Consider the following 17,430-nt stretch of genomic DNA (forward strand, 5'->3'; position numbering starts at 1 on the left):
ATACAGACAGCAATTTTTGCAATCGATAAGCTTCGTGGCACGTCCCTCCATTTCCCCGCCGACGAAGGACACACAGCAGTGACCACTGACAACCACATTGCCGCCCCGTCCTTCGACCGGATGCGCAACATGCTGGTGCGCGCGGCCGAAGTGCGTGAGAGCGAGCAGCAGCAGATCTTCGACGCGCTCGACGACATCTACGCCCGCCTCGCGCCGGTGGACTCGCTGGGCGCCGTCCGCAAGCGGCTGTCCGAGATGCCCGACCGCACCGAGGTCAGCGTCCTGGCCGAGCGCCTCGACGAGACGATGTCCCGCCTCGAGGCCCAGGACAACGCGATCGCCGCGCTGACCCGCGCCGTCGAGAGCATCGTCGACAAGCTCGCCAAGCCCTTCGCGCAGCTCGACGGCCGCCTCGACGGGGTCGCCGCGCGCTTCGAGGGTGTCGCCGGGCGGATGGACGGGCTCGAGGACAAGCTCCAGAACATCCACCGGCGGATCGACGAGCTGGGCGGCCACCTCGACAAGCAGGACGCGAAGCTCGAGTCGCTGCCGCAGTCGGTGCACGGCCCGGTCCGCGAGCGGATCGAGCAGGCCGAGTCGACGCTGCGCGACCGGGTCGACCACGCCGACCACGAGCTGCGGAACAAGGTCGACGAGCTGAGCCGCGTCACGCAGGAGCGCGTCGGCGAGCTCGGCCGCACCACGCACGAGCGGATCGACGCGAACACCGAGGCGCTCAAGGTCGCGCTGACCGAGACCGGCGAGATGATCGACGCGTCCGACCGGCTGGAGAACCTGGGCAACCGGCTCGAAACGGTCACCTCCCGCCTCGACGACCTGGCCTCCCGCCTCGACAAGGTGGAGGACGGCTTCCTCTCGGGCATCGGCGACCTCGACGGCGCGCTCAAGGCGGGGCTGTCGAAGGTCGAGGGCACGCTGTCGAAGCAGCCGGACACCGACTCGGTGGACACGCTGGTCCGCAAGAGCAACGACGAGAGCGTCCGCCGCATCGGCGGCCAGCTCGACGAGGCGATGGCGACGTTCGCGGAGCTGATGCTCGGCGGCGGCCCGGCGGTCCAGCAGATCTCCCCGCCCCCGCCGGCCCCGCGCCAGCCGCGCCGCAGCTCCCGCAACGGCCGCGCCCCCAAGCCGGCCGACGCGAAGGCCAAGGCGGGCGAAGGCTCGGAAGAAGCCACGGAGTAGCAAGACCAGTTGAGAAGGCCCCCGCCGGGATCCCGGCGGGGGCCTTCTCATGCTTCGGATGTCACTCGGACGGGTGATCATCTTCGCGACGATCATCACATCCCGGCTAGCCGCGGATGGTCTCCACGACGATCGGGCCCGTGGCGGGCGCCGAGGAGGCGATCGTGAAGCCGCCCTCGAGCGCCGACAAGGCCGCCGGGACCGCGTCCGGTGTGTCCGTGTGGAGTTCCAGCAGCGGGTCACCCTCGGAGACGGGGTCCCCCGGCTTGGCCAGGCACAGGATGCCCGCCGCCGCCTGGACCGGGTCCTCCTTGCGGGCCCGGCCCGCGCCGAGGCGCCATGCCGCGACACCCACCGCGTACGCGTCCAGCGAAGCCAGCACGCCCGACGCCGGAGCGACCACCGTATGAACGTGAGAAGGCGTGGGCAGCGGTGCCGAAGGGTCGCCGCCCTGGGCCGAGATCATCCGGCACCAGACCTCGTACGCCTCGCCCGAGGCCAGCACCGCCGCCGGGTCCACGTCGAGACCGGCGAGGGCCAGCATCTCCCCCGCCAAGGCGAGAGTCAGCGAGACCACGTCCGCGGGCCCGCCGCCCTTGAGCACGTCGACCGACTCCGCGACCTCCACCGCGTTGCCGACCGCCCGGCCCAGCGGGACGTTCATGTCGGTCAGCAACGCCGTCGTCGGGACGCCGTGGTCCGCGCCGATCGAGGTCAAAGTCGAAGCCAGCTCGCGCGCCTGCGAAAGCGTCTTCATGAACGCGCCCGACCCGAACTTCACGTCCAGGACCAGCCCGGATGCGCCCTCCGCGATCTTCTTGCTCATGATCGAGCTGGCGATCAGCGGGACCGACTCCACTGTGGAAGTCACGTCCCGCAGCGCGTACAGCTTCTTGTCCGCCGGCGCCAGCCCGGACGTCGCCGCGCAGACCACCGCGCCGACGTCTTCGAGCTGCCGTCGAATCTCCGAAGTGGACAGTGAAGCCCGCCAGCCGGGGATCGACTCCAGCTTGTCGAGCGTCCCGCCGGTGTGGCCGAGCCCGCGCCCGGACAGCTGCGGCACCGCCGCGCCGCACGCCGCCACCAGCGGCGCCAGCGGCAGCGTGATCTTGTCGCCGACCCCGCCCGTCGAGTGCTTGTCGACAGTAGGCCGGGAAACGGAAAGCGACAGCCGCTCGCCGGACGCGATCATCGCGTGCGTCCACCGGGAGATCTCGGCCGAGGTCATCCCCCGCAGGAAGATCGCCATGGCCAGCGCCGACATCTGCTCTTCGGCCACGTCCCCGCGCGTGTACGCGTCGACAACCCAGTCGATCTGCTCGTCGGAAAGCGTGCCGCCGTCCCGCTTCGTCCGGATGACGTCGACCGCCGCGAACGCGCTCACGGCAGGTCGTCCGGGCCGAACGCGTCCGGCAGGACATCGGACATCGGCAGCACGCCGCGCGGAGTGTCCACCAGGCACGTGGAACCGCCCAGCTCGAACAGGATCTGGCGGCACCGCCCGCACGGCATCAGCAGATCACCAGCACCGGACCGGCACGCGACGGCGACCAGCCGCCCGCCGCCGGACAGCCGCAGCTGCCCGGCCATCGTGCACTCCGCGCACAGCCCGAGCCCGTAGGAAGCGTTCTCCACGTTGCACCCGGTGACCACACGGCCGTCGTCGACGATCCCCGCGACACCCACGTGCAGGCCCGAATAAGGCGCGTACGCATGGGAAGCCGCTTCGATCGCCTGCGAACGCAGCGCGTCCCAATCCACAGTGGACGTCATCAGTCCTCACCCCGCCGGTACGGCTGCCCGTCGGCCTTCGGCGGCCGCAGCCGCTGCGAAGCCACCGCCAGCACGATCAGCGTCACGAAGTGCGCGGTGTACGGGATCAGGTCGGACGGCAGCGTGTCGTTGGCCCAGTAGATCGCATACAGCACACCAGCGCCGACGACGCCGAGCCCCGCCGCGATCCACTGGCGACGGAACAGCTGCACGACGACGATCACGGCGACCAGGATCACCGCGCCGTACAGCAGCGCGAGCACCGCTTCGCCGCCACCGGCGAGCTGCAGGCCGTCCGCGTAGCCGAACAGCGCCGCGCCGCCGAGCAGGCCACCCGGCCGCCAGTTGCCGAAGATCATCGCCGCGAGACCGATGTACCCGCGGCCGTTCGTCTGGTTCTCCAGGTAGTCCGCGCCGCCGCGCAGCAGCACCAGGGACGCGCCGCCCATCCCGGCGAAGGCGCCCGAGATGATCACGGCCACGTACTTGTGCAGGTAGACGTTCACGCCGAGCGACTCGGCCGCCACCGGGTTCTCACCGCAGGACCGCAGCCGCAGGCCGAAGCGCGTCCGCCAGAGCACCCAGAAGCTCACCGGCACCAGGATGATCGCGATCATCGTCAGCGGCGCCACCTCGGTGACCAGGCCGCGCAGGATGCCCGCGACGTCGGAGATGCCGACGCGCTGCTCCTTCTCCAGGTCGCCGAGCCAGTCCGAGAGGAACGTCGCCGAGTACGTGTCGAACTTCGGCACGACCGGCGACTGCCTCGGGTTGCCGGAGATCGGCGCGAAGATCAGGTTCGCCAGGTACTTCGTGACGCCCAGGCCGAGCAGGTTGATCGCGACACCGGAAACGATGTGGTTGACGTTGAACGTCACCGTCGCCACCGCGTGCAGCAGCCCGCCCAGCGCGCCGAACACGAGCGCGGCGATCAGGCCGGCCCACACGCCGCCGTTGTACGAACCCCAGGCGGCACCCCAGGTCCCGAGGATCATCATGCCCTCGAGACCGATGTTGACGACGCCCGCGCGTTCGGCCCAGAGACCGCCCAGCGCGCACAGCAGGATCGGCAGGGCCAGGCGCAACGCCGTCGACGCGGTGTTCGACGACGTCAGCGCGGCGACGCCGGTGGAGTACGACGCCGTCGAGATGACGGCGATGGCGACCACGGCCCAGATCACGCCGCGCAGCCAGCCGGGGATCCGGCCCCGCTTGCGCTGCACCGGCATGGTCGAGCCGGATTCGGGAGCGACGTCGGTGATCACACCGCACCCCCTTCGGCGACCGAGGAACCCTTGCGGCCGGCGAGTGCGCGCCCGACCCTGCGTTGTTCGGCCGCGAGGTCGGCACGCCGCACGATCTCGTACGCCACGACGACCGACAGCACGATGATGCCCTGCATGATCGTCGCGATCTCCTTGGACACGTTGATCTGCTCCAGCGACACCGCGGAGGTGTCGAGGAACGCCCACAGCAGCGCGCCGAGCGCGATGCCGCCGGGGTGGTTGCGGCCCAGCAGCGCGACCGCGATGCCGGTGAAGCCGTACATCTGCGTCGCGGTGATGCCGTAGGTGTAGTCGCGGCCGAGCAGCTCCGGCATCGCGACGAGGCCGGCGACGCCACCGGAGAGCAGCATCGCGATCAACGTCATCTTCTTGGCGTTGACGCCACCCGCGGCGGCCGCGGTGGTGGACTCGCCGGACGCCTTGAGCTCGAAGCCGAACCGCGTGCGGTTGAGCATGAACCAGTAGGCCCCGCCGATGATCGCCGCGATGAACACGAACCCGAACAGCGTGCCGGAGCCCAGCGGGATGCCCGGGATCCGGCCGGACGGCTCGATCACGCGGGTACCGATGTTGTTGCCGGTCTGCACGCCGAACTGGTCGGCGTTGATGAGGAACGCGATGATGCCGGCGACGATCGCGTTGAGCATGATCGTCGAGATGACCTCGCTGACCCCGCGGGTGACCTTGAGGACCGCCGGGATGGCCGCGTAGGTCATGCCCGCGACGATCGCGACCAGCAGGATCGCGACGACGTGGATGACCGGCGGCAGCTTCATCGCGCCGCCGGCGATGGCGGCGACGACGGCGGCGAACCGGTACTGGCCTTCGACACCGATGTTGAACAGGTTCATCTGGAAGCCGATGGCGACCGCGAGCCCGGACAGGTAGTAGACGGTCGCCAGGTTCACCGTGTCGACCGCGGTGGAGCCCTTGAACATCTGGCTGATCATCGTGCCGTACGCCTGCAGCGGGTCGGCACCGGAGATGATCAGCGCGATCGCCGACAGCAGCACGGCGAAGACGATCGCCAGCAGCGGCGGCAGCAGTTTCGTGCGCCAGGAGGTCATTCTTCGTCACCCTCCCCGGCACCGGTCATCGCGGAGCCGAGTTCCTGCGGGGTCACCGTGGCGGGATCGGCCTCGCTCACGAGGCGCCCGCGCAACATGACCCGGATCGTGTCGGACAGGCCGATCAGCTCGTCGAGGTCGGCGGAGATCAGCAGCACGGCCAGCCCGGCGGCGCGGGCCTGGCGGATCTGCTCCCAGATCAGCGCCTGCGCGCCGACGTCGACACCGCGTGTCGGGTGCGAAGCCACGAGCAGCACCGGGTTGCCGGACAGCTCCCGCCCGACGATCAGCTTCTGCTGGTTGCCGCCCGACAGCGCCGCGGCCGGGACGTCGATCCCGGGCGTGCGGACGTCGTAGTCGCGGACGATCCGCTCGGTGTCGGCGCGGGCGCCCGCGATGTCGAGCAACTGTCCTTTGGAGACCGGTTCGCGGGTCTGGTAACCGAGGATCCGGTTGACCCACAACGGTTGCGTGAGCAGCAGGCTGTGCCGGGTGCGGTCCTCGGCGATGTAGCCGATGCCGGCTTCGCGCCGCGCCAGCGTGCCGGCCTTGGTGAGGTCGCGGGCCTTGCCGTCGGCATCGACCAGTTCGATCCGGCCGCCGGTGGGCTTGCGCATGCCCATGATGGTCTCGACGAGCTCGGTCTGGCCGTTGCCCTCGACGCCGGCGATGCCGAGCACCTCCCCCGCGTGCAGGGTGAAGGTGACGTCGTCGAGCGCGTTGCGGTCCGAACCCTCGGCGCGCAGGGTCAGCCCGGTCAGCCGCAGCACGTCCCGGTCGGTGACGGTGGACTCGCGGGTCTCCGGGCTGGGCAGCTCGGACCCGACCATCATCTCCGCGAGCTGGTGGGAGGTGATCGTCTTCGGGTCGGCCGTGCCGACGGTGGTGCCGCGCCGGATCACCGTGACGGTGTCGGCGATCGCGCGGACCTCGTCGAGCTTGTGCGAGATGAAGAGGAAGGTGTAGCCGTCGGCCTTCATCTCCCGGACGGTCGCGAACAGCGCGTCGACCTCCTGCGGCACGAGCACCGCGGTCGGCTCGTCCAGGATGATGATCTTCGCCCCGCGGTAGAGCACCTTGACGATCTCGACGCGCTGGCGGTCGGCGACGCCGAGCTCCTCCAGCAGTGTCTCCGGCTTGGCGTGCAGGCCGGTCCGCTCGGCGAGCTCGGCCAGCCGGGCGCGGGCGGCGCGGCCGATGCCGTGCAGGGCCTCGGCGCCGAGGAAGACGTTCTCGCCGACGGTGAGGTTGTCGGCCAGCATGAAGTGCTGGTGCACCATGCCGATGCCGGCGCGGATGGCGTCCTGCGGGTTGCGCAGTTTCACCTCTTCGCCGTTGATCGCGATGGCGCCCTCGTCCGGCGGCTGCATGCCGTAGAGGATCTTCATCAGGGTGGACTTGCCGGCGCCGTTCTCGCCACAGATGGCGTGCACCTCGCCCGCGGCGACGGTGAGGTTGACGTCGGAGTTGGCCACCACGCCGGGAAAGCGCTTGGTGATCCCGGTCAGCTGGACGGCGGGGGCGCCCCGGTCGGGGACGGCCTCGGCCGGGGCCTCGGCTGTGCTCATGGGCGGGAGAATTCCATATCTCTGGAACGCGTGAGGGGCCCGGAGGAGAATTTCCTCCGAGCCCCGACGCGCAATGAGTTACTTCTGCGGCTTGTCCGAAACGGTGACGGCGCCCGAGATGATCTGGGCCTTGTAGCCCTCCAGGACGTCCTTGATGTCGTCGATCTTGCCGCCCGAGGTGGCGTAGCCGACGCCGTCGACCTTGAGGTCGAACCGCTTCGGCAGGACGGTCAGATCGCCCTTGGCGACGGCCTGGATGTAGTCGAACACCGCGACGTCGACGCGCTTGAGCATGGACGTGATGATGACGTCCTTGTCGGCCGCCACGGTCTTCTGGTTGTACTGGTCGGAGTCGACCCCGATGGCCAGCGCGTTGCCCGCCTTGGCGGCGTCGAAGACACCCTTACCCGAGGCACCGGCGGCGTGGTAGATGACGTCCGCGCCCTTGGCGATCTCGGCCGCGGCCTTCGCGTTGCCCTTCGGCGGGTCCTGGAACCCGGAGAAGTCACCGGCCGGGGTGAGGTACTCGTCCTCGATCTTGATCTTGTTCGAAACCGTCTTCGCGCCCTGCAGGAAGCCGGCCTCGAACTTCTGGATCAGCGGGGTGTTGACACCGCCGACGAAGCCGATGTGGCAGCTCTTGCTCTTGTACGCGGCGGCGACGCCGGCCAGGAACGAGCCCTGCTCCTCGGCGAAGACCAGCGGCGTCACGTTCGGCAGCTGGATCGAGTCGTCGTCGACGATGGCGAACTTCGTGTTCGGGTACTTGGCGGCGATGGCCTTGACCGACGGCGCGTAGGCGAAGCCGACCGCGACGATCGGGTTCAGGCCCGAGGAGGCCATCTGGTCGAGGCGCTGCTGCTTGGCCGACTCGGCCTCGCTGGCGCTGGCGGTGCTCTCGTTGACCGTCGTGACGCCGAGGTCGGACTTCGCCTTGTCGGTGCCCGCGGCGGCGGCGTCGTTGAACGACGCGTCACCCCGGCCGCCGACGTCGAAGGCCAGGCCGATCTTCAGCTTGCTGCCGTCCACCTTGCCGCCGGCGGCGGCCGTGCTGCTCGACGCGGCGGGCGCGGCGGGCGGCTTCTGCGCGGTGACGCAGTCCGAGCCACCCGAAGAAGGCGCGGCGCTGTTGTTGCTGCTCCCACCGCTCGAGTCCTTGGCGCACCCGGCCAGGGCGAGCACCCCGGCCATGGCCGCGGCGGCCAGCGCGGTTCCACGCATGCGACGCAACGTGTGTCTCCCTCCCCGCTGATCCAGCGGATGGTCAAGGGCACGACCCGGCCCTACTGCCGGGTCGACCGCCAGACCGTACCCGGCGGACAGGAATGCGCCATAGGAAAGGCACGCTACGTAACACAAACGTTTACTCACGAGTTGCACGCGCGACGGACTGGATACCGCCCGTGATCATCCGAACGGCCCAGCCGAGGGCGGGGAAAAGCCGCTCCGAAGGCCACCATCAGGGCATTCAGTGCTCTGACAGCGGCCTTCGGAGACCCGTTCGGGCTACTCAGGAGCAGGCTTGCGCGCCGGGCGGGGCCTGACAGAGGCGGGCGGTGAATCCGCCGTTCGCGGCCACCGGAACGGTGAGGGTGCTCCCGGATGTCACGCGCTGTGTCGTGACCTGGAGCTTCCCGTCGGCGCCGTCGCCGTAGACCTCGGCCAGCCAATCACCCGGTGGGAGGAAACCCAGCGGTGCGTCGAGCCGCGTCGCCGGCCCCGCCGCCAGTGCCCCGACGTACCACTGCGCGCCGCTCCGGCGGGCGAGCACCGCGAGCTTCCCGGGGTCGCCGGCCAGCAGCAGCGTGTCGTCCCACGCCGTCGGGATGCCCTTGAGGAGCCGCTCGGCGGCCGGGTGGGCGTCGTAGCTCGCGACGCTGTCCGCGAAGTGCTGGACGCCGGATTCGAACAGCACGCTCAGCGCGAGCTCGCCGCCGTCGCTGGTCGGCCGGACGCCGGTGAACGTGACCGGCGTGAAGTCCATCGAGCCGGAGAGGTTCCGCGTGAACGGCAGCGTCAGGTAGTGGTCGATCGAGAACGGCTCGCGTCCCGGTTTCGGCTTCGTCCCTTCGGCGCCCCGCACCGCTTCGACGCTCATCACGTTCGGCCAGGTGCGCTGGATGCCGCGCGGGATCGGCGCGCCGTGGAAGTTCACCATCAGGTGGTACTTCGCGGCCGCCGCGAGCACGGCGTCGTACCAGCGGGTGCGGTCCTGCCGCTCGGACTCGACGAAGTCGATCTTGAGCCCGACGACGCCCCAGTCGGCGTACTGCTTGAAGTTCTTCTCCCGCTCGCTGTCGGTATCGGTGATCTTCGCGTCCGCCCAGAGCCAGATGCCGACGTTCCGTTGTTTGGCGTAGGCGACCAGGTCCGGCACCCAGGCGGCGTTCCAGCCCGAGTCGACGAGGTTGTACGCCCAGCCCTCCTTCGCCGCGAGGTCGACGTACTTCTCCTGCAGCGCGAGGTCGCCGGTGCCTTCCGACCACCACGACCACGCGCCGGCGCCGGGCTTGATCCACGAGGTGTCGGCGATCTTCGACGGGCTCGCGAGGTCGGTGCTGAGGTCGGACTGCGTGACGGTGGCCAGGTCGCCGACGATCATCGCGCGCCACGGCGTGGACAGGGGTCCTTTCGCGACTTCCGCCGGGTCGCCGAGGGTCAGCTGGAAGCGGTGCTGCGGGGTGAGCGTCAGCCGGGAACCCGCGTAGCTGCCGTTCAGGTCGGATTCCAGGACCGACAGCCAGGTGTCGCCGACGTGGAACAGCGCGGGGTAGCCGTACTCGACCGGATCCTGCTGGGCGACCGGCTTGTGGACGTGGATGCTCTCGTAGTCGCTGCGGCCGTTGTCGAACGGCAGCAGGAAGGAGTCGGCGGTCTGCGGGACGGCGTATTCCGACGCCTCGCGAACGACCGTCACCCACTTCGGGGTGTCGAAGACGTACCGGTAGGCGACGCCGTCACGGGAGACCCGGAAGACGACGTCGAACGCGCCGCCGGGGCCCTTGACGTTCAGCGTGGTTTCGGCGGCGTCGTAGGTGTGCCGCAAGCGTTTGCCGGTGGTGGTCGTGTATTCGTCGTGCACCGGCCGCTGGCTGAACCCGGTGACCTTCAGGCCGCGGGTCAGGTCGCCGTTTTCGGTCTCGACGCCGAGTGCGGACGGCTCCAGCACCGTCGTCGCGCCACGGGTCACCGACAGCGTGAGTTTTCCCTGGTCCAACGCGATGTGCGCTTCGGGCGCCGGCGCGAAGGACGTCCCCGGCGCGGTGAGCGTCCAGGACGTCACCGGCGCGGGCTGCCCGGCGGCCGGCAACCCGACCAGCGCCACCCCGACGGCCAGCACGGCCGCCGTTCCCACTCGCTTCCTCATGCAGGATCCCTTCCCGTAGGTGGGGTCGTGAGTGAGAAACAGTGTTAGAACACTGTTTCTCACTCACGACGGGTCAGGCGCAGGTGAGCCGGGCCGCGGCCCAGTCGCTGCGGTCGTAGGAGTTGCCGTCGCCGCCGTCGGTGACGACGAGCCGCAGGTACTGGGCGCCGTGCAGGTCCGCGGCCAGCGGCAAGGCCGGGTCCTGCCACGTCCGGACGCCCGTCGACGCCGCCTTCGCGCCGTCCGCGTAGATCTCGAACGTCGCCGAGCCCTGCTTGTTCGTCGCCTCGCGCTCGTCGTCGACGCCGACGTCCGCGGTGAACGCCGTGCAGCGTCCGCCCAGGTAGAAGACGACTTCGCTGGGCGCGTGGGCGCCGAGGCCCTTCGGGTAGACGACGCCGTTGATCGTCAGCGGCTTGCCGTCGCCGGCGGGGATGCTGCCGTTGGACATGTCCCGCTCGACCGGGCCGTAGCCGTTCTTCTCGGCCGCCCAGCGCAGGTCGCTCGCCCACGCGGGTGCCGTCGGCGGCGCCGCGGGCACGGTGAGCTGCTGCTCGCCGGCCCAGCTCGCCTGGCCGAACCCGAGCGCCCGGTACGTGACGCCGCCGCGCAGGACCGCTGTCGTGCCTTCGGTGCCGGCCGGCGGGGTCACCCGCCAGCGTCCGGCCGCGGTGTCGCCGGTGCCGAGCACGAACTGCCGGGGCCGGGCCAGCTGCTCGACGCGCCAGCCGGCGGGCGCGGTGAGCGTGACGCGCGGGTCGAACACCGGGACGCGGGCCTCGTCGGTCGCGGAGACCGTGACCTCGAAGGGCTTGCCGGCGGGGGTGATCTCGCCCGGCACGCCCGGGACCGGCGCGGCCAGCTCGATACCCGTGCTCACCAGGGGCGCGTTCCGCCACCAGGCGCCGCCCGCGTGCACGCGGTAGACCACCGTCGCGTGGGGCGGGACGACCGCGGAGAGCCGGCCGGCGGTCTGGAGGTCGCGGTGGGCCCAGAGGTCACGCGCGGAGTACCCGACGGCATTGGGAAGACCGACGGCGGCCGCCGTGGTGCCGATCGTGGCCGACGACGTCGTCTCGTTGAACAGCGCGACCGCGACGTCACCGTCCGCCAGGGGCTTGGCGAACACCCAGTGTCCGTCCTGGTTGGACAGCACGCGCGCCTGGACCCCGCGGCGGTCCTGGTCGAGCGCGATGACCTCGGCGTTGCGCAGGACGTCGAAGTTCTCCGGCGACACCTTGCGCAGGTCGGCACCGATGAGCAGCGGCGCGGCCATCATCGCCCACAGCGAGAAGTGGGACTTGTACTCCTCGGTCGTCATGCCGCCGTTGCCGACCTCGAGCATGTCGGGATCGTTCCAGTGCCCCGGCCCGGCGTACGGCGCGAGCGGCGCGTTCGCCTTGAGGATCTGGAGCATCTTGGCCCAGTTGTCCTTGATGTCGCCGGTGGTGCGCCAGAGGTGCCCGACGTCGGCGCCCCACTCCCACGGCTTGTTCTCGCCCCACTCGCAGAGCGAGTACACGATCGGGCGACCGGTCTTCTTCAGCGCGTCGCGCATCTTCGTGTAGCGCTCGAGCGCGGGCCGGCCCTGGTTGTTGCAGTTGTCGTACTTGAGGTAGTCGACGCCCCAGTCCGCGAACGTCTGGGCGTCGACGTCTTCGTGGTCGAGCGCGCCCGGCTGGGTCTTCGCGCAGGTCACCGTGCCCGCGCTGGTGTAGATGCCGAACTTGAGGCCCTTCGAGTGGACGTAGTCGGCGAGAGCCTTGATGCCGCTCGGGAAGCGCGCCTTGTTCGCCTGCATGCGCCCGTCGGCGTCTCGCGCGGGCTCGGCCCAGCAGTCGTCGACGTTGACGTACTCGTAGCCGGCGGCCTTGAGGCCCTTGGCGACGAAGATGTCGGCGGTGTCGCGGATGATCTGCTCGTCGACGGCACAGCCGGTGGTGTTCCAGTTGTTGAAGCCCATGGGCGGCGTCAGCGCCAGGCCGTCGGGCAGTGCTTGCGCGGGCGTGACCGACACCACGGGCAGCAGAGCCGCGACGGCGATCACCAAGCCGAGTCGTCTCACCAGAACGTCACCCCATCGTGAGAGATCCGATGTATTTGCCCGAGACAGTAGGAACGACGCGATCACCGGTCAACGATTAACCGACTGCACCAGCCTTTTGGCGTAGCGCATCAGATATCAGATTCCGCAGAGGTCAGATCTCCGGGGTTTCCGGTGACTGGCACCTCCCCGCGACCGAGTGCGCCACGCCACACCGCCGGGTGGCGGTGCGGGAGTACCGGTGTCTGGTCCATCACAGAGGAGAACCCGGAGGTGAGCCGCGTCCCGGGTCCGGGTCTAGCATCCGATTCATCCAGGCTCGATGACGTTGATCTCGGCAAGCTCGACCGCTCATGGCGACTGCGGACCTCACCGGCCACCGGGCGCACAGTCAGACGTTGGAGGCCGTTCACCGATGTCCACCACGGCGAGCACCGCCCCTGAGGCGGCGGCGAGCGATCGGGCGGGTGCCTCACGCCGGCAGGGGACCTTCTACCGGGGTGACCCCGGCATGTGGTCCTGGGTCCTGCACCGCATCACCGGCGTGCTCACATTCTTCTTCCTGTTCGTGCACGTGCTCGACACCGCGCTGGTGCGCGTGTCGCCGAACACCTACGACCAGGTCATCGAGACCTACAAGACCCCGATCGTCAACCTCCTCGAGGTCGGTCTGGTCGGCGCGGTCCTGTTCCACGCGCTCAACGGCATCCGCGTCATGCTGATCGACTTCTGGTCGAAGGGCCCGCAGCTGCAGAAGGCCATGACGTGGGTGATCGGCGTCGTCTGGGTCGTCGTGATGGTCCCCGGTGCGTTCTTCATGCTGAAGCGCACCGTCGAGACGCTCTTCGGGGGTAACTGACATGGCCGACCTCGCTCTCGCCAGCCCCCGCTCGCCGAAGCGCCCCGCCGCCCGCCGGAGCAACTTCGAGCTCTACAGCTGGCTGTTCATGCGGATCTCCGGGCTGGCGCTGGTCATCCTGGTGCTCGGCCACCTGCTGATCATGAACATCCTCGACGGCGGTGTGCACCGGATCAACTGGGGCTTCGTCGCCGGCCGCTGGGCCTCGCCGTTCTGGCAGTTCTGGGACCTCGCGATGCTCTGGCTCGCCGAGATCCACGGCGGCAACGGGCTGCGCACCATCATCGACGACTACGCGCGCAAGGACAGCACCCGGTTCTGGCTGAAGATCCTGCTGTACACGTCCATGGTGCTCATCCTGGCCGTCGGCACGATGGTGATCTTCACGTTCGACCCGAACATGCCCGCGAACTAAAAGTCTCGGAGACTTTTCATGCAGTTCCACAAGTACGACGTGGTGATCGTCGGCGCCGGCGGCGCCGGCATGCGCGCGGCGATCGAGTCCGGCCAGCGCGCCCGCACCGCGGTGCTCACCAAGCTCTACCCGACCCGGTCCCACACCGGCGCGGCCCAGGGCGGCATGTGCGCCGCGCTGGCGAACGTCGAAGAGGACAACTGGGAGTGGCACACCTTCGACACGATCAAGGGCGGCGACTACCTGGTCGACCAGGACGCCGCCGAGATCATGGCGAAGGAGGCCATCGACGCGGTCCTCGACCTCGAGAAGATGGGCCTGCCGTTCAACCGCACGCCCGAAGGCAAGATCGACCAGCGCCGCTTCGGCGGGCACACGCGCGACCACGGCAAGGCCGCGGTCCGCCGCGCCTGCTACGCCGCGGACCGCACCGGGCACATGATCCTGCAGACGCTGTACCAAAACTGCGTCAAGTACGGCACGGAGTTCTTCAACGAGTTCTACGTGCTCGACCTCGTCACCAGCCCGGACGAGAACGGCAACCCGGTCGCCTCCGGTGTCGTCGCCTACGAGCTGGCCACCGGCGAGCTGCACGTCTTCCAGGCGAAGTCGATCGTGTTCGCCACCGGCGGCGCGGGCAAGATCTTCAAGACGACGTCGAACGCGCACACCCTCACCGGTGACGGCCTCGGCATCATCTTCCGCAAGGGCCTGCCCCTGGAGGACATGGAGTTCTTCCAGTTCCACCCGACCGGCCTCGCGGGCCTGGGCATCCTGATCTCGGAAGCCGTCCGCGGTGAGGGCGGGATCCTGCGCAACGCCGACGGCGAGCGGTTCATGGAGCGCTACGCCCCCACCATCAAGGACCTCGCGCCGCGCGACATCGTGGCGCGCTCGATGGTGCAGGAAGTGCTGCAGGGCCGGGGTTGCGGCCCGAACAAGGACTACGTCGTCCTCGACGTCACGCACATCCCCGAGGAGACGCTGAACGCGAAGCTCCCGGACATCATGGAGTTCTCCCGGACCTACCTGGGCGTCGACCCGGTCAAGGAGCCGGTGCCGGTGTTCCCGACCTGCCACTACGTGATGGGCGGAATCCCGACCAACATCCACGGCGAAGCGTTGCGGGACAACGAGAACGTCATCCCCGGCCTGTACGCGGCGGGCGAGGTCGCGTGCGTGTCCGTGCACGGCTCGAACCGCCTGGGCACGAACTCGCTGCTGGACATCAACGTGTTCGGCCGCCGCGCCGGCATCGCCGCCGCGGAGTACGCGCTGGCGCACGAGCACGTCGAGCTGCCGGAGAACCCGACCACCCTGGTCGAGGAGCAGCTCGCGGGCCTGCTGTCGGAGCACGGCGACGAGCGCGTCGCCGACATCCGCAAGGAAATGCAGCAGACGATGGACTCGCACGCTTCGGTGTACCGGACCGAGGACACGCTGAAGCAGGCGCTGACCGACGTCCAGGCGCTGAAGGAGCGGTACCAGCGGATCACCGTGTCGGACAAGGGCAAGCGGTACAACACCGACCTGCTCGAGGCCGTCGAGCTCGGCTTCCTGCTGGAGCTGGCCGAGGTACTGGTCGTGGGTGCGCTGGCACGCAAGGAATCCCGCGGCGGCCACGCCCGCGAGGACTACCCGACCCGCGACGACACGAACTTCATGCGGCACACCATGGCCTACAAGCAGGGCACCGGGCTGAACTCGGACATCCGGCTGGACTACAAGCCCGTGACCTTCACCCGCTACGAACCGATGGAGCGGAAGTACTGATGACTGCGGCCACCACTGAAGACGCTCCTTCTGCTGCGGACGAGCACACCCCGATCACGGTCACGCTGAAGATCCTCCGGTTCAACCCGGAGGTCGACTCCGAGCCGCACTGGGAGTCCTACGACGTCCCGGCGCAGCGCACGGACCGGCTGCTGAACCTGCTGTTCTACGTCAAGGACTACATCGACGGCACGTTCTCGTTCCGCCGTTCGTGCGCGCACGGCGTGTGCGGGTCCGACGCGATGCAGATCAACGGCATCAACCGCCTCGCCTGCAAGGTCCTGATGAAGGACCTGCTGGCGAAGGACGGCAAGAAGACCACGATCACGATCGCCCCGATCAAGGGCCTGACGACGTTGAAGGACCTCTACGTCGACATGGACCCGTTCTTCGAGGCGTACCGCGCGATCAAGCCGTACCTGATCACGTACGGGAACGAGCCGACGCGCGAGCGCATCCAGTCCCAGGCGGACCGCGACCGCTTCGACGACACGACGAAGTGCATCCTCTGCGCGTGCTGCACGTCGTCGTGCCCGGTGTACTGGAACGACGGCTCGTACTTCGGCCCGGCGGCGATCGTCAACGCCCACCGGTTCATCTTCGACTCCCGCGACGAGGGGGCGGAGGAGCGCCTGGACATCCTGAACGACGGCGAGGGCGTTTGGCGCTGCCGCACGACGTTCAACTGCACGGACGCCTGCCCGCGCGGCATCCAGGTCACCAAGGCGATCCAGGAAGTGAAGCGCGCGCTGCTCTTCAAGCGCGTCTGACGTTTTCCCAGCACCGAAGGCCCTCCGGCACCTGTGCCGGAGGGCCTTTCGCCATTCTTTTGTCCTGGGCAACGGTCTGGGGCTCGGCTAGCCTGAAGGGTCGACGCCGATTACAGGATGCGAGCGTATGGGTGCTGGTTCGGATCTTCGCCGGATTGTTTCCCGCAGGCTGGCACCCCTCTTCGCAGATCTCGAAGACCACGTCTTCCGCTACGGCTATTTCCGCATGCTCGGCGGGGCACTCGCGTCGCTCGGCACGGTCGGCCTCCTCGGCCAGGTCCTCGGGCTCGCCTGGTTGCGGGTCACGTTCGCCACGGCGGCCGTCGGCCTGTTCGTCCTGGTGAGCGCCCTTTCCTTCGCGGGCACCCAGCGTCTGCGCGGCAAGCTCAAGCACATCGAAGGACTCCTGCACACTTACGCCGATCAGACGCATTCGAGTTCCCCCCTTTCGGTGCGGGAATGGCGGCAGGAAGTGACCATCGAAGAGAACGGCGACGCCTTCTTCCGCCGCGACCTCGTGCTCGACGCGGCGTCCAACGGCACCTTGCGGTACGTCACGGTCAACCTGGTCTACTACGGCACCACGCGCCTGACCAACCGCGACCGGCGCCGGGTCCGGTGCCACGCCTACCACGCCGGCGAGGACGACGTCGACCAGCGGACCCGGGCCAACGGCACGTCGGTCTGGACGTTCTCCGCGGACGGGAAACCGAAGCTGGACATCTACATCCACCTGGGAACGGTGGTCCAGGACGGTGACCTGATCACCGTCGAATGGGACTGGCCGGGCTATTCGGCCGACCTCGTGAACGGCACCGCACCGGAGACATTCGACGTGCTGTTCACCAAGGAGGTCGGCAAGTTCGAGCACCGGGTCGTCTTCCGGAACATCCGGTCACCCGCCGCCTTCAAGGTCCGCAACCAGGGCGCCCAGAACCTGCGAAAGCGCCGGCTCGGCCAGGACGTCGTCGTCGAGTTCTCGGCGGAGGCACCGGCATTGCACACCCGGATGGGATTCATCGCCGACTACTCGCAGAGCTGAAAAAAGAAACGCCCGGATCCGCCGTCGGCGGTCCGGGCGAGGTGGCTGATCGAGCGATCAGTTGCCACCTGTCTCGGAGCCGCCTGACATGGAAATCCGTTCCCGAGCCACCCGGAATGGGGTGGCTCATTGCTCGGGGCCGTTGCTCCGGTCAGGTTACACCGGCGGATCGCCTGACGTCTTCTTCTGTACACCCGGTCAAGTGAATGCTGCGGAACGTGCTCCGACAAGGTGAAGGCCTCCCCACTCGGCGAGCGGGGAGG

General features: G+C 69.0%; 14 protein-coding genes. 6 read left to right on the forward strand and 8 right to left on the reverse strand.

Translation table 11 applies throughout. From position 1 onward, the window contains the following. Positions 1-78: 78 nt before the first annotated feature. Positions 79-1,203, forward strand: coding sequence for a coiled-coil domain-containing protein (locus CF165_RS18935; RefSeq protein WP_093948861.1), 1,125 nt, complete (start codon positions 79-81; stop codon positions 1,201-1,203). Positions 1,204-1,309: 106 nt separating this feature from the next. Here the strand turns inward: CF165_RS18935 and CF165_RS18940 are convergent, their stop codons facing one another. The 8 genes from CF165_RS18940 to CF165_RS18975 all read right to left on the reverse strand — a co-directional run bounded on the left by CF165_RS18940 (position 1,310) and on the right by CF165_RS18975 (position 12,329). Continuing rightward, positions 1,310-2,587 (reverse strand): thymidine phosphorylase, encoded by a 1,278-nt coding sequence (locus tag CF165_RS18940; RefSeq protein ID WP_093948862.1) that lies wholly within the window; start codon positions 2,585-2,587, stop codon positions 1,310-1,312. After that, positions 2,584-2,976 (reverse strand): cytidine deaminase, encoded by a 393-nt coding sequence (locus CF165_RS18945; RefSeq protein ID WP_093948863.1) that lies wholly within the window; start codon positions 2,974-2,976, stop codon positions 2,584-2,586. Before CF165_RS18945 ends, CF165_RS18940 begins: the two co-directional genes overlap by 4 nt. Continuing rightward, the gene (locus CF165_RS18950; protein WP_093949004.1) at positions 2,976-4,205 is read right to left on the reverse strand and encodes an ABC transporter permease; all 1,230 of its coding nucleotides are present in this window, start codon (positions 4,203-4,205) and stop codon (positions 2,976-2,978) included. Before CF165_RS18950 ends, CF165_RS18945 begins: the two co-directional genes overlap by 1 nt. A 32-nt stretch (positions 4,206-4,237) precedes the next feature. Then, positions 4,238-5,329, reverse strand: coding sequence for an ABC transporter permease (locus CF165_RS18955; RefSeq protein ID WP_093948864.1), 1,092 nt, complete (start codon positions 5,327-5,329; stop codon positions 4,238-4,240). Then, on the reverse strand, positions 5,326-6,897 hold the full coding sequence (locus CF165_RS18960) for an ABC transporter ATP-binding protein (RefSeq protein ID WP_093948865.1): 1,572 nt from the start codon (positions 6,895-6,897) through the stop codon (positions 5,326-5,328). Before CF165_RS18960 ends, CF165_RS18955 begins: the two co-directional genes overlap by 4 nt. A 78-nt stretch (positions 6,898-6,975) precedes the next feature. Next, a complete protein-coding gene (locus tag CF165_RS18965; RefSeq protein ID WP_093948866.1) occupies positions 6,976-8,118 on the reverse strand; it encodes a BMP family lipoprotein in 1,143 nt (380 codons plus the stop codon). Positions 8,119-8,407: 289 nt separating this feature from the next. After that, positions 8,408-10,264, reverse strand: a complete 1,857-nt coding sequence (locus CF165_RS18970) for a glycoside hydrolase family 97 protein (RefSeq protein ID WP_093948867.1) — start codon at positions 10,262-10,264, stop codon at positions 8,408-8,410. A gap of 73 nt (positions 10,265-10,337) precedes the next feature. Next, on the reverse strand, positions 10,338-12,329 hold the full coding sequence (locus CF165_RS18975; RefSeq protein ID WP_093948868.1) for an NPCBM/NEW2 domain-containing protein: 1,992 nt from the start codon (positions 12,327-12,329) through the stop codon (positions 10,338-10,340). A gap of 394 nt (positions 12,330-12,723) precedes the next feature. Here CF165_RS18975 and sdhC point away from each other — a divergent pair, with 394 nt between their 5' ends. The 5 genes from sdhC (at position 12,724) to CF165_RS19000 (ending at position 17,167) form a co-directional block, all read left to right on the forward strand. Further along, positions 12,724-13,167, forward strand: a complete 444-nt coding sequence (gene sdhC, locus CF165_RS18980) for a succinate dehydrogenase, cytochrome b556 subunit (protein ID WP_093948869.1) — start codon at positions 12,724-12,726, stop codon at positions 13,165-13,167. 1 nt (position 13,168) lies between these two features. Continuing rightward, on the forward strand, positions 13,169-13,582 hold the full coding sequence (locus CF165_RS18985; RefSeq protein WP_093948870.1) for a succinate dehydrogenase hydrophobic membrane anchor subunit: 414 nt from the start codon (positions 13,169-13,171) through the stop codon (positions 13,580-13,582). An 18-nt stretch (positions 13,583-13,600) separates the two neighbouring features. Then, positions 13,601-15,355 carry a succinate dehydrogenase flavoprotein subunit gene (gene sdhA / locus CF165_RS18990; protein WP_093948871.1) on the forward strand — a complete coding sequence of 585 codons (1,755 nt, stop codon included), beginning with the start codon at positions 13,601-13,603 and terminating at the stop codon, positions 15,353-15,355. After that, a complete protein-coding gene (locus tag CF165_RS18995; protein WP_093948872.1) occupies positions 15,355-16,125 on the forward strand; it encodes a succinate dehydrogenase iron-sulfur subunit in 771 nt (256 codons plus the stop codon). Before sdhA ends, CF165_RS18995 begins: the two co-directional genes overlap by 1 nt. Before the next feature lie 127 nt (positions 16,126-16,252). Continuing rightward, the gene (locus tag CF165_RS19000) at positions 16,253-17,167 is read left to right on the forward strand and encodes a hypothetical protein (protein ID WP_093948873.1); all 915 of its coding nucleotides are present in this window, start codon (positions 16,253-16,255) and stop codon (positions 17,165-17,167) included. The last annotated feature ends 263 nt before the right edge of the window (positions 17,168-17,430 follow it).

It is taken from the genome of Amycolatopsis vastitatis, assembly GCF_002234595.1.
Taxonomy (GTDB): Bacteria; Actinomycetota; Actinomycetes; order Mycobacteriales; family Pseudonocardiaceae; genus Amycolatopsis; species Amycolatopsis vastitatis.

What these genes read in the sequence shown, in the direction of transcription:
- CF165_RS18945 (WP_093948863.1), bottom strand. Translation starts at nt 2,976, where the DNA reads ATGACGTCCACTGTGGATTGGGACGCGCTGCGTTCGCAGGCGATCGAA.
- CF165_RS18950 (WP_093949004.1), bottom strand. Translation starts at nt 4,205, where the DNA reads ATGCCGGTGCAGCGCAAGCGGGGCCGGATCCCCGGCTGGCTGCGCGGC.
- CF165_RS18955 (WP_093948864.1), bottom strand. Translation starts at nt 5,329, where the DNA reads ATGACCTCCTGGCGCACGAAACTGCTGCCGCCGCTGCTGGCGATCGTC.
- CF165_RS18960 (WP_093948865.1), bottom strand. Translation starts at nt 6,897, where the DNA reads ATGAGCACAGCCGAGGCCCCGGCCGAGGCCGTCCCCGACCGGGGCGCC.
- CF165_RS18965 (WP_093948866.1), bottom strand. Translation starts at nt 8,118, where the DNA reads ATGCGTGGAACCGCGCTGGCCGCCGCGGCCATGGCCGGGGTGCTCGCC.
- CF165_RS18970 (WP_093948867.1), bottom strand. Translation starts at nt 10,264, where the DNA reads ATGAGGAAGCGAGTGGGAACGGCGGCCGTGCTGGCCGTCGGGGTGGCG.
- sdhC (WP_093948869.1), top strand. Translation starts at nt 12,724, where the DNA reads ATGTCCACCACGGCGAGCACCGCCCCTGAGGCGGCGGCGAGCGATCGG.
- CF165_RS18985 (WP_093948870.1), top strand. Translation starts at nt 13,169, where the DNA reads ATGGCCGACCTCGCTCTCGCCAGCCCCCGCTCGCCGAAGCGCCCCGCC.
- sdhA (WP_093948871.1), top strand. Translation starts at nt 13,601, where the DNA reads ATGCAGTTCCACAAGTACGACGTGGTGATCGTCGGCGCCGGCGGCGCC.
- CF165_RS18995 (WP_093948872.1), top strand. Translation starts at nt 15,355, where the DNA reads ATGACTGCGGCCACCACTGAAGACGCTCCTTCTGCTGCGGACGAGCAC.
- CF165_RS19000 (WP_093948873.1), top strand. Translation starts at nt 16,253, where the DNA reads ATGGGTGCTGGTTCGGATCTTCGCCGGATTGTTTCCCGCAGGCTGGCA.